Genomic DNA, 15,665 nt, shown 5'->3' with positions numbered 1-15,665 from the left:
CATTTTTGCTATTATCATGCCCATTTATACTAAAAATATCGAATCCAATTTTGTAATGAACCTATAAAAAAAGAATCTGATTCAAAATAACATATGAATCAGACTCTTTTTTAAAATTTATTTGGAATACACTATCTTCTTAATCGTTTCTCCAGAAAGAAAATATTCTTCTGCTAATTGATGAATTGCAATTCCACTTTTAAAAGCGTCTTTAATTGCTTTATTTCTTTCATCCAGTTGTTTTCTTCCACCAGATTGTGTACCCCATTTATAATGTTTTGTTTCTTGTTTTGGAATGTAAATTGTTTCACCTTGTATATACTTTTGAATTTCAGCAATTAAACTTTCTGGTAAAACGGCCTTAGCCTTTACGTATTTCATTTCTGCTCGCCCCTTATTTTTTATGGTTCATTTCAATAAGGTGCAAAGCCAAATATAAAAAATGATACGAGCTCATCTTGGCGATTGTATATTACTTGTCTACCTCACGCAAAGTATCGCCATTTCCATACTTGGCTTTGCATGAGACGTTGCAGTGTCTGGCAATTGAATTATAATCGCCATATAAACACCTCCTAATATACCTTTTGCATTTTATTATATGATAAATCCCTTCCCCTTGCATCCACATCCTTTTTGAAGGTATTTTAGAGTCTTTATCTAAGAAGGGCTATCAGTTCGTAACAGTAAACGAATTGCAAAAAAGAGCAAAATAAAAAGGTAGCGTATCATAAAACGATACGCTACCTTTCTTATTAAATAATTCCAAGTACATTTAAGAATACGATAATAATCGCAATTGGTGCAATATAGCGAAGTAAGAATAACCATAATACGAATAATTTATAGCCTTTATTTTTACTTACACCAAGCTCTTTCATTAATACATCTTTCTTCATTTTTAAAGGAACAAAGATGGAAACTAATAAAACACCTAGTGGCATTAGTATGTTACTAACCGCATAATCTGCTAAATCAAAAATTGTTTTTCCAAATGGTTTCACATCGCTTAACAAACCGAATGATAATGCTGATGGTACCCCAACAACGAAGATTAATAACCCTACGATTAAGGCCATTTTTTCACGTTTCCCTTTTCCTTTTGCAGTTAAAGATGCAACGCTAATTTCTAGCATCGAAATTGCTGATGTAATAGTAGCAAAGAAGAATAGTAATAAGAAAACGATGAAGAATAATTTTCCGAACGCCATTTTACTGAAAATAGCTGGCAATACGATAAATAATAGCCCTGGTCCTTGCGATGGTTCCATTCCAAATGCGAATACAACTGGGAATATCGCAAGTCCTGCAAGTAAAGTAATAACAAGCGTCAAAGCAACGATAGAAAATGCTGAACGCGGTAAACTTTCTTCTTTCGGTAAGTATGAGCTATACGTTACCATAACGGCTACACCGACAGATAACGAGAAGAACGATTGCCCCATCGCATATAAAATAATTTCTGATGTTACGTTTGAGAAATCAGGTTGTAAGAAGAAGCGAACTCCTTCTCCAGCACCGTCTAATGTAAGTGCACGAACGATTAATACAAAGAATAAAACGAATAGTGCTGGCATGAAATATTTATTTACTTTTTCAACACCATTTTGTACTCCTTTACTTACGATAAAAATAGTAATAAGGATGAATAATAGCTGTGATCCAACTGCTAAATATGGATTGGAAATGATTTCACCAAACGTAGCTTCGTACGCACCATTTCCTTCCCATAGTCTACCTGTAATTGCATTCCATAAATATAATATAATCCAACCTCCTACAACACTGTAGAAAGAAAGTAATATGAAACATGTTACAATCCCCAACTTACCTAACCACGGCCATAGCGTTTTAGGTGCAATTTCTCTGTACGCATCAACGGCCTCTTTTTGTGTACTTCTTCCAATAACGAATTCTGCTAATAGTAGCGGTAAACCAATTAATAATGTGAAACCGATGAAAATAAGGAAGAACGCGCCGCCTCCTCCGATGCCGGCCATATACGGGAATTTCCAAATCGCTCCAAGACCAATCGCTGAACCTGCTGCAGCTAATACGAAACCTAATTTCGATGTCCATTGCTGTGAATTCATCTTTTTATCTCCTTTCTTTTTCTTTTTCTTTTTCTTTTTCTTTTTCTTTTCATTATAATTCGCTCTATGTTCATATTGTTCTATTACTAGCCCGTTCTAATCCAACCACTTCCTCTCAAATAAAAAACGCCCCTACGTAAATACGTAGGGACGACAAAAATATCGCGGTACCACCCTAGTTATGAAGATACAACAAAAGTAAGACCTAAATAAAAAACGTCCCTACGCAAATACGTAGGGACGATAAAATATCGCGGTACCACCCTAGTTATGAAGCCACACCAAAGTTAGGACCTAAATAAAAAACGTCCCTACGTAAATACGTAGGGACGATAAATATCGCGGTACCACCCTAGTTGTGAAACAATCTTCACCACTTTATTTGATAACGGTATAAACTACCGTCTTTCATTTCCTCAAAATATGAGATTTATGAAAGATGCTCCAGGACGAACTTCATGAATAATCTATATACTGATTCACACCAACCATCAGCTCTCTGAAATAGGGAGATTTTCACTACTATACCCTTTCATTGCCCAAATATTATTTTCCGAATTGATTACTATCATTTTTATCACACATTAAAAATAGTGTCAACTTATATTTTGAATTTTTATGTATTACATTCTATTTAAAAATTCAAAATATGACTTTTGAATGCATAGTATTCATACATTTATGGTTTATACTGTATTAACTTCTTTAACGGGTTTATAGTAGTATACGATAAATGCAAGGCAGCACGAGTAGGAGGAAAGAATTTTGTCTACTTCAAAAGTTTTAAAAGGTACGGCTTTATTAAGCGGTGCCACAATGATTTCACGTATTTTAGGGTTTATATATTTTTTCCCCTTTCAATTATTAGTTGGAACGCAAGGGGTCGCTTTATACGGATATGCATACTCTTGGTACGGTATTTTATTAAGTTTTTCAACAGCTGGTATTCCTATTGCCGTCTCCAAATTTGTTGCAAAACATAATGCACTTGGTGATTATAGTACAAGTAAAAAATTATACAACTCTAGCGTAAAATTGATGTTGTTTATGGGCTTTTTAGGATTTTTAATTTTATTTATTGGAGCACCGTACATATCACAATTTATTATTCGCTCGAAAACGCCAGATCCACAATTTATCGCCGACGTAACACTTACGATGCGAGCATTAAGCTTCGCACTTATTATCGTACCAGCTATGAGTGTTACACGTGGTTATTTCCAAGGTTTTCAACATATGAAACCAAGTGCTGTTTCTCAAGTTGTAGAACAAATCGCACGCGTTGTTTTCATTTTAGTTGGTAGTTTTATCGTCTCAAAACTATTAGGGGGTTCAGTAGCTTCTTCTGTTGCAGTTGCTACGTTTGGTGCTGTTATCGGGGCACTTGCCAGCGTCTCTATTTTAATGCTGTACTGGAAAAAATATAACGGATTAAAGCCTCCCGAAGGTGAATTAAAATCAAGGGCATCCGATATTCCATTAAAAAATATTTATATGGAATTACTTCGATATGCAATCCCAATTGTATTTGTCGGTATTGCAATTCCGCTCTATACGTTAGTAGATCAATATACCGTAGCTGATGTCCTTAGAGCGATGGGAGAGCCTTTAGAAACCGCGAATGCAGTTTTCGCTTATATAACGAACTATGCACAAAAGTTAATTATGATTCCCGCTTCACTTGCAACTGGATTCTCATTAACAATTATTCCAGCTATAACGAAATCATTTACGAGCGGGAAACTAGAAGAATTACAAGAACAAATTTCAAAGATATTCCAAGTGTTGTTATTCTTCACTATCCCAGCCGCATTCGGCCTAGCAAGTATCGCTTACGATGCATTCCGCATGGTTTATGTAAATCCTGAAATTGCACTTGGTGGATCACAATATTTAATTTCATTTGCACCGTCTGCTATATTAAGTGCGATTTTTACAGTTTCAGCTGCTATATTACAAGGAATTGATTATCAAAGAAAAACAATGATTGCATTCTCAGTTGGTATTCTCGTTAAAATTGTGGTGAACACACCGCTCTTACATTTATTCGGTGGACATGGTGCTGTACTTGGAACAATTCTTGGATATCTTGTTTCAAATATTATTATGCTGTACTGCATCGTTAAGTTTGCGAAATTCAAAATTGGTGAAACAGCAAAAACAGTATTTCTAATTACGATTTACTCCGCAGCAATGTCTGCTGTTGTAATTGCATTAAAAGTAATTTTAAAATGGTTAATCCCTGGACAATCTTATATCGAATCACTGCTCATTGTCTTTATATGTGGCGCTGCCGGAGGGCTTGTTTACCTTTTATTCGCCCTAAAGAGCGGACTTGCTTCTCATATTCTCGGTGATCGTATTCAACGTTTACCTGTACTAGGGAAATTAGTTAAATAAAAAAGAAGAGATGTAACTCGTTGTTACATCTCTCTTTTTCACTTCACATATTCAATACGCTTTTGTTGTTCAGAAACATTTAATTCTGGAGCATATTGTTCTACTAAATGTAATACTTCCTCGATTAATACTTCTAGCTCTTGCACGCTATGCTCTGGACTCCCTATTAACGTACCCGCCATACGCTCATATAGATTTTCAGGTTTAATAGTCATTTGTTCCACATTATTACTCATCCATTTAAATGCTGGATGATGCACGTACATTCGGTTCAAACCAAATAAAACCCCAAATATATTTCTTTGTACTTCACAAATAACATCATACAACATAAGCCAATCTTTCCGTTTCAAAAGCGCTTCTCGATTATGCCAGCGATTGCTTAACCATAGATTTTCTGAAATCATCCGTTTCGCTAGTTCCTCTGGATACACCGCCACATTACCTTTTAATTCATTCACTTTCTCTTCTCTATACAAACTAACTCCATCATGAACGGATGATACAATACATTGTTTCTCATAATTTATATCATATAAATCTACAACATCTGAAATAACTTTTTCTACTGTTCCTGTTAAAAAGTTACTAATCTCTAGCTTAATTCCTTCTTTCGTCAAATACGTTTCCGACCATTCTTCTTCCTCATACGGATAATAGGATAAAATTGTCCCATCAATACGATGAATAGGAGCTCTACGGTCCTCATCCTCTGGCGGCGCTGACCATAAAATATGTAATTCAATATCTGAATGTTCATCTTCTAACTTTCTCGCTACTGAACCCGCTAAAATAATTGCTTCGATTTTCGAGTTTTCCCTATAAATCTCTGACATTTCTATTGCTTTCTCTAGTAATCCCATTTCATTTCCCCCTAAAGCTGCAACATCCCTCTCTATTTATATATTTCAATACCACATCTTATAATCCCTTTACGACTTACACCTTTTCAAATCTCACTAATTCATATTTCCACCCAATAACGCTGAACAATTTCACCAGTATGAGTAGAAATCACTTCATTTTCTAACACACCGCCAACCTTTTGAATTGTTTTAGCCGAGCCAACATTCGCTTTATCACAAGTTATTAACACTTTGTTCAAACCTAACTTTTTCACCTCAGCTAATGAAAGTTGAAGTTGTTTAGTAGCATATCCTTGGCGACGTTTATTAGGATGCACACTATAACCGATATGACCGCTTTCCAGCAATAATTCTGGATTTAATCGATGTCTAATATTTACAAAACCGATAAGTTCTCCTTTTTCAAAACTTAAAAACTGACTAGATGGCACTCGATTCGATTGTAAGTTTTCTCCTACTTCTTGTATACTCACTTTTTCAAACCATTTATCTAGAAAATCAAAATTTTGTAAAGAACTACTGCCATGCGGTTGTTCTCCTGAATTTAAAAATGCCTGCCTATACTCCATAATTTGTTTGCTATATTTATAAGTTGGTTTTAATAGTTTCATTGTGCTTCCCCCCTCTTAATACCCTAAAATAAACCCCTTAATAGCTCTATTGCACCATTAAGGGGTTTCTATCATTTTTATTCAAATAACCCCATACTCAAATAACGTTCACCAGTATCAGGCGCAATACATAAAACTTTTTTACCAGCACCTAGACGTTTCGCTATCATGATCGCTGCGTAAACAGAAGCTCCTGAAGATGGACCTACTAATAAACCTTCTTGTCTTGCTAAGTTTCTCATTGTCGTTAATGCTTCTTCATCCGCAATTTGAATAATTTCGTTATACACTTCAGTATTTAAGTTTTTCGGAATAAAACCAGGACTTGTTCCTACTAGTTTATGAGGGCCTGGAACACCACCAGATAACACTGGTGATCCTTTCGGTTCTACTACTGCAATATATAAGTTTGGTAGTTTCTCTTTTAATGTTTCACCTGTCCCTGTAATTGTTCCACCTGTTCCTGCGGTTGCTACAAATGCATCAAGCTCTCCATCCATTTGCTCATAAATTTCAAGTGCAGTCGTATAACGATGAATATTCGGATTTGCTGGGTTTTCAAATTGCTGCGGAATGAAACTATTTGGAATTTCTTTTTGTAACTCTACCGCCTTCGCAATTGCTCCTGGCATTCTTTGTTCTGCCGGTGTTAAAACTACTTCTGCGCCGTATGCCTTCAATAAATTAATACGCTCTTTTGACATGTTATCTGGCATAATTAAAATAGCTTTATATCCTTTAGCAGCCGCATTCATCGCTAAACCAATTCCTGTATTTCCACTTGTCGGTTCAATAATTGTATCACCCGGCTTAATGAGACCGTGTTCCTCAGCGACATGAATTAAGTTATAGGCTGCACGATCTTTCACACTGCGTGACGGATTAAACATTTCCAGTTTTACATACACATCCGCTGCGTCCTCTGGAATAAATTTAGATAATTGGACGACAGGTGTATCTCCTATTAATTCTGTAACGTTTTCACATAATTTCATAGCGTATCCCCTATTCTATCGTTTTCTTATCATTTGGCAGTAACCATGAAGTAAGTCCAATTAATGGTAAACAACTACATAATAGCATAATAAACTGAAGACTATACATATCAGCTAATTTCCCAAGAACTACAGCACCTAATGCTCCAAGACCAAACGCAAGACCGACAATGAGCCCTGATACCATCCCTACTTTTCCAGGTACAAGTTCTTGCGCGTATACAACAATTACACTAAAACTACTTGAACTAATAAAACCGATACATAAAAATAACGGTACAACCCACACAAGAGAAACATGAGGTAGCAAAAGTGCAAGCGGTGCTGAACCGAGCATTGAAAAGACAATGATCTTTTTCTTACCGAATCGATCCGCTAGTGGACCACCAAAGAAAGTACCTAATACACCAGCAATCATAAAAGCGAAGACGAAATACTGTGCATTTTTTATAGATAAACCGTAATGCTCTATTAAATAAAATTGATAGAAATTCCCGATACCAGCACCGTACCAAGAACGTACAAATGTTAGAAAAACAAGAAGTATAATAACAAATTTAATGTGCGTACTTACAATCGCATTTTCAGCCTCAAGTGCAGCCCTCTTTTTCCTTCTTACAGCACCAGTGGCTAATTCATTTTTATACCAATTTGATACGAAAATTAGTAATACAATTCCTACTGCTGCGAAAGCAGTAAAACCTAGAGAACCAATTTGACCGAGCGGAACGAAAATCAGCGCTGTAAAAATAGGTGCTAACGAATTCCCTGTATTTCCTCCCACTTGATAAATCGCTTGTGCTAAACCACGTTTGGCACCTGCCGCCATATAAGCAACGCGGGCACCTTCTGGATGAAAGACTGCGGAACCTAATCCAATAAATAAAACAGAAATAATAACAATAATAAAATTCGGGGCAAACGCGAGCCCAATCATCCCAAGCATGCTCGAAAACATACCGAGTGGTAATAAAAATGGTGACGGCTTCTTATCTGAATACATCCCAAAAACCGGCTGCATAATCGATGACGTCATATTTAACGCGAACGCAATCCATCCTACTTGCATATAAGATAAATTCATCGTTTTTTCCAAAATAGGAAACAACGCTGGTACAACCGCTTGCATCGAATCATTCAAAAAATGTCCGAAACTAATCGCAAATAATATTCGATATATCGTCGGTGTTTCCACTACACTTTTTTGTGAAACTGCTTGCATATACGAATCTCTCCTTCCTGTACAAAATATATATTTATTACAGTTAGTGTAATAAATTCTGAGTTTTGAAACATTTCTATTCTATACTGGTTTCATTTCTTTTTCCAGAAATTCAACTTCTAAAAAATATATTTTTTCTATATGCTTTGTCGGATTTATTCATATGAACCCTCTGTATTTTATTTTATACTGGGACTGGACGGAAGAAAGGCTTGCAATTATGAAGAAAAAGACGACCCTAAAACATATTAGGATCGCCTTTTCTATTAAATAGCAAAACGCTTATACTTCTCATAATCACTCGTCTTACATTCCAGTGCAATTTTCGTACCTTCATTTTCATAACTCGTAGATAAAACGTGCGCATGATTGTTGAAATACGAAACTACCTGTCCTTGATCATATGGAATTAACATTTCACACTTCGTATACTCTTTATAAATATGCGCGCGAACCATTTCTACAAGCTCTTCAATTCCAACATGTTTCTTCGCAGATAGATACACGCGATCTTCTTGCACTTTCGGAATTTCAACATCTACCATATCTGATTTGTTGTATGCATAAATCGTCGGGATATTTTCCACGCCAATTTTCTTTAACGTTTCATTTGTAATATCAATTAATTGCTCATAATTAGGATTTGAGTAATCTACGACGTGAATGAGTAAATCTGCTTCCGCCACTTCCTCTAGCGTTGAACGGAATGCTTTCACAAGATGATGCGGTAATTTACTTACAAATCCAACAGTATCCGTTAATAAAAATGATTTATTATCCGGTAAATCAATATTTCGTACAGATGTCTCTAATGTCGCAAATAACATATCTTTTTCAAATACTTGTTTTTCTACAGTACCATTAAAAATTTCAAGCATTGTATTCATTATCGTTGATTTACCTGCATTCGTATATCCTACTAATGATACAACCGGAATTTCATTTTTCTTACGTTGTTTACGCTGCGTTTGACGCTGTGCAACAAGTGCCTCTAATTCTTTATTTAGAGCTGCAATTTGTTCTTCAATTTTACGACGGTCTAATTCCAACTTCTTCTCACCGACACCTTTATTTTTCGTGCCAACTCCCCCGCTCTGTCTTCCTAAAGATTCACGAAGACCGATTAAACGAGGCATCATGTACTGAAGATGGGCCACTTCTACTTGCAACTGCGCTTCTTTCGTTTTTGCACGCTGCGCAAAAATATCTAAAATTAAAATGGTACGATCAATTACTTTACAATCTAAATCCTCTTCTAAATTTCGAATTTGTGAAGGAGATAATTCATCATTAAAGATGACCATATTCGCATCGGCTTCTTTCACATACGCTGCTACTTCTTCAATCTTCCCTTTTCCAATATAATGCGACGGATTTACTCGTTGTAAATTTTGCGTCACTTGACCGATTACTTCCACATCACAAGCTTCCGTCAGATTTGCTAACTCTTCCATCGAATATGCAAAATCAGCTTCATTACCTAAATTTACTCCGACTAATATTGCTCTTTGTAATAATTCTTCCATATATTTATTCCTCCATTTCGATTACGCAAAATAAAAAACACAGGTCACTGCCTGTGTTTTCGTAAACGGATAAGGGTTTACCAAAGAAATAGAAGAAAGCAGTGCTTTCGTCCTATAACATGGTCAAAAAGTCCCAAGATAGTATACGTATCCAACAAGTGTTCACCTATACTGTCCCATTCTATTTATAAAGGCAAAACAAAAAGAGGGCGTATTCGTCCCTCCCTCTTTTTCACATATAAGCTTAATAAAGGGTTCCTTTAAAATAGGCAGACCAATCCCGTTCACTCTGTACACAGACAGAGCCTTTGAGCGCTATTCAATTATCGGCACAAAGTATTGAGACGTAATCTGATTAAGATCAAAGGAAGCCCCTCCGTTCATTTTAAGTTACATAAAGTGTAGCATAAGTAATTCGCTTTCACAAGATTAAACCACCCATAGAAACAGAAAGAAAATCTTTATATTTTTACTTTAATCGTCATTTTTTGCGGGTTCTTCTCATAATAAAAATAACAACAGCAATTATCAATAACAGACCTATAGAAATGATAGCCACTTGCCACCAACTTAAACCGCTCACCAGTTCATCTTTTAAATCGACTTTCTTCGTCGGAATAGCTTCCTTCGCAATATGACTTAAAGTATTTCTCTCCATCTCTGCCTCATCTAATCTCTTCGTTCCACTGCAGAGAGATGTCTCTAACTTTTCCTCTCCTCTATAAGAAGAAAAGACTAGATACTCTCCTCCCTCTGCAAAACGAAATGCACAGCTACTAAAACTTGTATATATAATAACTTGCGAAGAGCTTGTCCCTTTCCAAATTTTCTTCACTTCAAATAATGTTTTCATTCTTCCGTCCTTCTTTTGAACTTCTAATACCTTACCTTCAAACACTACATCATTTTTTTGTAACCTCTCTTCTGGTGATGCTTTAGTACAATCACAAGCATAAGACTTCTCTGGTAAAATAAAATAAGTAAAGCTACAAATTAAAACAAGAGACAATACATATACGATTCTTTTCAAGAATCCCAAACCCCTTCATTATCAATTTTAGAAGCTTTCCGTATATTATTTTTACGTTATTCGCCAAATTCCTCCATAGTGAATTAAACATTATCGTTTCAATACAATAAAAGTCTTTATCGACATTTTTATAACCTGATATTAGTATCAAGTTATAAAAATAACAAGGAGATGTTCCTATGAATTCTAAATCTCGTATTACTGCAATTGGTACTTATGTTCCAGATCAAATATTGTCTAATAACGATTTAGAAAAAGTAGTCCATACGAATGATGAATGGATTGTGCAAAGAACAGGAATGAAGGAAAGAAGAATTGCTAACGAAGACGAATACTCCTCACACTTAGCCATTAGAGCAATCGAAAACTTATGTAAAACATATAAGAAAAACCTAGAAGATGTCGACTGTATCATTGTCGCTACAACTACTGCTGACTTTGTTTTCCCTAGCATTGCTTGCCAAATACAACAATACTTCAACATACCCCATACACTAGCTTTTGATTTAAATGCGACTTGCGCTGGTTTCACATATGGCCTGCACGTTGGTAATAGCTTGATTACTTCTGGATCACATAAAAAAGTACTTGTCGTAGCAACAGAGACATTATCTAAAGTTACTGATTACTCCGATAGAACGACCTGCATTTTATTTGGCGATGGTGCTGGAGCTATTTTATTAGAAAGAGATGAAATCAAACCAAGCTTTATCGCTGCTCACATGGGAACAAATGGTGCTGGTGGCATTCACCTATACAGAACAAACTTATCTACTACTATGAATGGCACACCACTGCAAACAAATGAAAAAATCGTTCAAAATGGGAGAGAAGTGTATAAATGGGCAACACGCACGGTACCAGCAAGTATAAAAGAACTATTACATACCGCAAATATGCAAATAGATGATATAGACTGGTTCGTACCACACAGTGTTAACTTACGAATGATTGAATCTATTTGCGAGAAAACCGAAATTCCAATTCAAAAAACTTTAACCAGTGTAAAATACATGGGGAATACATCTTCCGCTTCCATTCCACTCGCTTTAGATTTAGCTAGAAAAGAAGGAAAATTAAATAACGGAGATACACTTTTACTGTACGGATTTGGCGGTGGACTTACGCATTTAGGGGTTATTGTGGAATGGGATTTAGACTAATACGTTTTTATACAGCTAACATTACGGTAAATGAAATTACATCAATGATTTTCTGAATATATATATCACAGCTCAAAATATATCAACGATTCCAGTTAGACTATTAGTTAATTGCAAAAAAAGCTGCCATTCAAAGATTGGTTACCTCCCTTTGAATGCGGCTTCTTTTATCTTAAGCTTATTCACCTGTCCGAGACCACATCACAACAGGAATTAGCAATAATGCTAACAATCCTCCCGCTAATGATAATGCGGCATAACTGGAATTAGCTACTACCATTCCTGACATCGCTCCACCTGAAGCTCCGGCTAACGCAATAAAAACATCTATTTTCCCTTGTGTTTTAGCACGTGTAGAAGGAGTTGTGGAGTCAACGATTTGTGCTGTACCACTAATCAATCCGAGATTCCATCCTAATCCAAGTAAAGAAAGAGCAACAATTAATAATAGTAAAGAATCACTCGGTGCTATCGCAGCTATGACACCCGCTGCAAGTAAAATCATCCCACCAGCTATACTCATCTTAGTACGGCCAATTTTATCAATTAACATTCCTGTAACAAGTGATGGCAGGTACATTGCACCTACATGAAAACCAATCACGAGACCTACTGCACTTAATCCATGACCGTGGTGTCCCATGTGAACTGGAGTCATCGTCATAATCGCAACCATCACTATTTGAGTAAGTATCATTACGATTGCTCCAACCCTAATACCTCGTTTGTTTTCTTTCGCTTCTTCTGTTACCGGTTGCCCTTTATATGTATGTTCTTGTTTATATGTTTCTATTATGTTAGCAATAATTAACGGATCTGGACGAAGCATAACGAAAAGGACAAGACCCGCAAGTATAAATGCCGCTGCTGATAATATAAACGGACCTGCAAGGTTAGGAATTCCAATTGAATGGGCAAAATCTCCCATTACGCCTACTAAATTCGGTCCTGCAACTGCACCGAAAGTCGTCATAACCATCGTAATACTAATAGCAGTTGCTCGTTGTTTCTTATCTGCTAAATCGGTACCAGCATAACGAGCTTGTAAATTCGTCGCTGTACCTGCACCATATATGAGTAAAGAGACTAGTAATAGAATAATACTATTTGTTAAAGAAGCCAATACAACTCCAATAGCCCCTAGCCCACCTACTATAAACCCTGTTGCAAGTCCTATTCGGCGACCATATTTTTGCGATAACTTCCCAACAAAGAAAGCCGCTACCGCAGATCCCATTGTAAACATAGCAGCCGGTAATCCTGCATATGCATCTGTCCCAAGCATTTGCTGCGCAAGAAGTGCACCTACTGTAATTCCAGCAGCTAACCCTGCCCCGCCAAACATTTGTGAAATACTTACGATTATTAACGTTCGTTTATATAATTTTTGTTGTTCTTCTTCTGTATACATATGGTTATTTACTGAAGTTTCCGCCTTACCTAGCATTTTCTCACCCTCCTTTTAAAATTAATTCCTCTTGTTAATGTACTATAATTATTGTTTCATATTCAATGACAATTGTATTCGTTACTTGAACGACACTCTCATTGATTCATCTAATATAAATACATTCTAATTAAAAAAAGCTGTCCCATAGTTTAGTTTCACCTACTTACGGGACAGCTCCTTCTCATGTTTCATACCTACCTCTAATAATGACAAAATCTCTCTATGCTATTTAACCTCTACATCTTGCACAGATTCAATTCCCTTTTTCTTACCTTCTTTTATTTCATAATAATACGAAGGTAATTCTATATTATGTTCTAAGAAATAATCCTCAATTAATGAAATAATCACTTTCAATGTTTTCAAACGAGCGTATAATTTATCATTACTCGCAATAATATTCCATTTAGCATTCGGTTTATTTGTGTTTTCAAACATATCTTCCATTGCTTCGACATACTCATCCCATTTTTCCCGATTACGCCAGTCCTCATCTGTAATTTTCCATCTTTTAAGAGGATTATTCTCTCTTTCTGTAAATCTCTTCAACTGTTCGTCTTTACTAATGTGATAGAAAAGCTTTCCTATAATATAATGATCATCAGTTAATAGTTTTTCAAAATCATTAATTTCATCATACGCTCTCGTCCACTCTTCGTTTGTAGCAAAACCTTCAACACGTTCAACTAATACCCGCCCATACCATGAACGGTCGAATATAGTAATTTGCCCATATTGAGGAATTTTCCGCCAAAAACGTTGCAAATAATGATACCGTTTTTCATGTGGAGCAGGGGCGCCAATTGGATTCACTTGGAATCCACGCGGATCAAGATGTTCAGTCACTCGCTTAATCGCTCCGCCTTTACCTGCTGCATCCCAGCCTTCCATAACAAGCATAACGGCTATTTTTTCTTCTTTTAAAATTTGCTGTAGTGCTAATAAGCGCATTTGATATTTTTCGAGTTTCTTATTGTACTTAGATTTCGAATCAATTCTTTTCGTTAAATCTACTTTAGCCAGATGCTCTTTTTCCATCAAACAAATCCCCCTTGTTATATGACAATGTTATTTTAATATATTTATTGGGAATTTTTTCATATTAACATTCCCTTTGACTAATACTCATCCCCTCCACCTGTATCTATCCTTTGTAAGTCGGACGTATCTTTAAATTGATAAATCCCCCCCAGATTTACTTTTTAGTATCCTTTAGCAAGCATTTATTATTAATCAAAAAAAAACAAGGAAACTATGCCGAAAAAGCTCTACACAGTTTCTTTGTTTTTTTAAATGTGTGTGTGACATACTTGGGAAGATTAATTACGAAAAGATAGGAGCTCTATCGCTTCACTTATACTACAAACGAATTACAGGCGGAATATCTCCTTCTGATAAAAAGTAAGCAAACACTGTAAATCCACTAACTAATATTGATAATAATGTTATTACAATCCCACGTGGTATATTATCTCAAAAAGAGAAGATAATAACAAATAAATCCATTAAAGAATGGGAGCTCTCTAAAATGAAACACAAAATAATAACTCTCTTTACGCTTATATGTTTAGCACTACCAATGCAAGCTAATGCTTACACATTTCAGTCGTTACCAATTGCATCAAAGTCTAAACAATGGTATATCGAAATTGACAAATCTCATAACTCAAACAAGCAAGCGGTGCAGCCAAAACAAGGTGTATATGATACGTATAGTTTACTCTTAAAAAATATTGGTAATGATGTATCAAATGTATCTGTAGAAATACTTGATAACACACCTACATCTAAAGCTACCTTCAATCCTACTACATTAAATAACAACGTTTCAAAAAGTCATACAAGCTTTGACTACATGGTATTCCCATTAGACTTTAATAGCCATAATTTCAAAGTCGTCATTACTTGGGAGGAAAAGAATTTCTCTTACAACGGCCATCCAGTAAATGAGAGTAAAAAAATAAAACAAACATTTGTGTTTAATGAAGAGTAAGCCCTAATTGGATTAGGGCTTACTCTTCATTTACAAAACCAGATTGAATTGCATCTGTCACTTCTTTTGCAATTTCCATTGTCGTTGCTTCCATACAAAGTTTTTTATACCAAATATGTACGGATGATTTTTTATTAGAAAGATGCTTCATTAAAATCAATTGACTATATGCCATTTTACTTTCTATAGGAGTCGCAATATACACCGTAAAATTCTTTGCTTCAAATACCTTTTCTCCCAAAACATATTTACATCCTAACTCACCTACTACTAAATCATTTAGGCTTTCTATTGTCATATACCATATCCCCCTTTT

General features: G+C 35.7%; 14 protein-coding genes, 1 pseudogene and 1 other annotated feature. Of the genes and pseudogenes, 4 read left to right on the top strand and 11 right to left on the bottom strand.

What is annotated here, in order from left to right:
• Window positions 1-117: 117 nt before the first annotated feature.
• Complete coding sequence (locus BAQ49_RS09350) at window positions 118-381, bottom strand: CD3324 family protein (protein WP_071745093.1); 264 nt, start codon at window positions 379-381, stop codon at window positions 118-120.
• Window positions 382-638: 257 nt separating this feature from the next.
• On the opposite strand from BAQ49_RS09350, the pseudogene BAQ49_RS31230 reads away from it, so the two are divergent.
• Window positions 639-716: pseudogene (locus tag BAQ49_RS31230) on the top strand (polysaccharide deacetylase family protein); the annotation flags it as partial.
• A 39-nt stretch (window positions 717-755) separates the two neighbouring features.
• Here BAQ49_RS31230 and BAQ49_RS09345 read toward each other — a convergent pair.
• On the bottom strand, window positions 756-2,093 hold the full coding sequence (locus tag BAQ49_RS09345) for a sodium-dependent transporter (RefSeq protein WP_001088176.1): 1,338 nt from the start codon (window positions 2,091-2,093) through the stop codon (window positions 756-758).
• Between the two features lie 322 nt (window positions 2,094-2,415).
• Window positions 2,416-2,638 (bottom strand) — a binding site (T-box leader).
• Window positions 2,639-2,858: 220 nt separating this feature from the next.
• Between BAQ49_RS09345 and BAQ49_RS09340 the strand changes: the two genes are divergently transcribed.
• Window positions 2,859-4,493 carry a putative polysaccharide biosynthesis protein gene (locus tag BAQ49_RS09340; RefSeq protein ID WP_071745092.1) on the top strand — a complete coding sequence of 545 codons (1,635 nt, stop codon included), beginning with the start codon at window positions 2,859-2,861 and terminating at the stop codon, window positions 4,491-4,493.
• 38 nt (window positions 4,494-4,531) lie between these two features.
• Here BAQ49_RS09340 and BAQ49_RS09335 read toward each other — a convergent pair whose 3' ends face one another.
• From BAQ49_RS09335 to BAQ49_RS09310, 6 genes are all read right to left on the bottom strand, one after another.
• On the bottom strand, window positions 4,532-5,356 hold the full coding sequence (locus BAQ49_RS09335) for a DUF4037 domain-containing protein (protein ID WP_071745091.1): 825 nt from the start codon (window positions 5,354-5,356) through the stop codon (window positions 4,532-4,534).
• Window positions 5,357-5,457: 101 nt separating this feature from the next.
• Window positions 5,458-5,970, bottom strand: a complete 513-nt coding sequence (locus BAQ49_RS09330) for a GNAT family N-acetyltransferase (RefSeq protein ID WP_071745090.1) — start codon at window positions 5,968-5,970, stop codon at window positions 5,458-5,460.
• Between the two features lie 77 nt (window positions 5,971-6,047).
• Window positions 6,048-6,965, bottom strand: a complete 918-nt coding sequence (gene cysK, locus BAQ49_RS09325; protein WP_071745089.1) for a cysteine synthase A — start codon at window positions 6,963-6,965, stop codon at window positions 6,048-6,050.
• 10 nt (window positions 6,966-6,975) lie between these two features.
• Complete coding sequence (locus BAQ49_RS09320; protein WP_071745088.1) at window positions 6,976-8,187, bottom strand: MFS transporter; 1,212 nt, start codon at window positions 8,185-8,187, stop codon at window positions 6,976-6,978.
• A gap of 266 nt (window positions 8,188-8,453) precedes the next feature.
• Window positions 8,454-9,713: a GTPase HflX gene (hflX, locus tag BAQ49_RS09315; RefSeq protein ID WP_071745087.1), complete on the bottom strand. Its 1,260-nt coding sequence runs from the start codon at window positions 9,711-9,713 to the stop codon at window positions 8,454-8,456.
• A gap of 481 nt (window positions 9,714-10,194) precedes the next feature.
• Window positions 10,195-10,743 (bottom strand): cobalamin biosynthesis protein CbiN, encoded by a 549-nt coding sequence (locus BAQ49_RS09310; RefSeq protein WP_071745086.1) that lies wholly within the window; start codon window positions 10,741-10,743, stop codon window positions 10,195-10,197.
• Window positions 10,744-10,922: 179 nt separating this feature from the next.
• On the opposite strand from BAQ49_RS09310, the gene BAQ49_RS09305 reads away from it, so the two are divergent.
• Complete coding sequence (locus BAQ49_RS09305) at window positions 10,923-11,906, top strand: ketoacyl-ACP synthase III (RefSeq protein ID WP_071745085.1); 984 nt, start codon at window positions 10,923-10,925, stop codon at window positions 11,904-11,906.
• A gap of 178 nt (window positions 11,907-12,084) precedes the next feature.
• Here BAQ49_RS09305 and BAQ49_RS09300 read toward each other — a convergent pair whose 3' ends face one another.
• Entirely contained in the window at window positions 12,085-13,353 is a 1,269-nt protein-coding gene (locus BAQ49_RS09300) for an MFS transporter (RefSeq protein WP_071745084.1), read from the bottom strand.
• 228 nt (window positions 13,354-13,581) lie between these two features.
• Entirely contained in the window at window positions 13,582-14,394 is an 813-nt protein-coding gene (locus tag BAQ49_RS09295) for a polyphosphate kinase 2 family protein (RefSeq protein WP_071745083.1), read from the bottom strand.
• Between the two features lie 490 nt (window positions 14,395-14,884).
• Here BAQ49_RS09295 and BAQ49_RS09285 point away from each other — a divergent pair, with 490 nt between their 5' ends.
• Complete coding sequence (locus tag BAQ49_RS09285) at window positions 14,885-15,349, top strand: YozF family protein (RefSeq protein ID WP_071745082.1); 465 nt, start codon at window positions 14,885-14,887, stop codon at window positions 15,347-15,349.
• A 19-nt stretch (window positions 15,350-15,368) separates the two neighbouring features.
• Here BAQ49_RS09285 and BAQ49_RS09280 read toward each other — a convergent pair whose 3' ends face one another.
• Window positions 15,369-15,647 (bottom strand): hypothetical protein, encoded by a 279-nt coding sequence (locus tag BAQ49_RS09280; protein ID WP_071745081.1) that lies wholly within the window; start codon window positions 15,645-15,647, stop codon window positions 15,369-15,371.
• Between the last annotated feature and the right edge of the window lie 18 nt (window positions 15,648-15,665).

Source organism: Bacillus proteolyticus, assembly GCF_001884065.1.
Classification (GTDB): domain Bacteria; phylum Bacillota; class Bacilli; order Bacillales; family Bacillaceae_G; genus Bacillus_A; species Bacillus_A proteolyticus.
The sequence above is the reverse complement of the archived record's forward strand: the minus strand, read 5'-3'. Positions and strand labels throughout refer to the sequence as shown.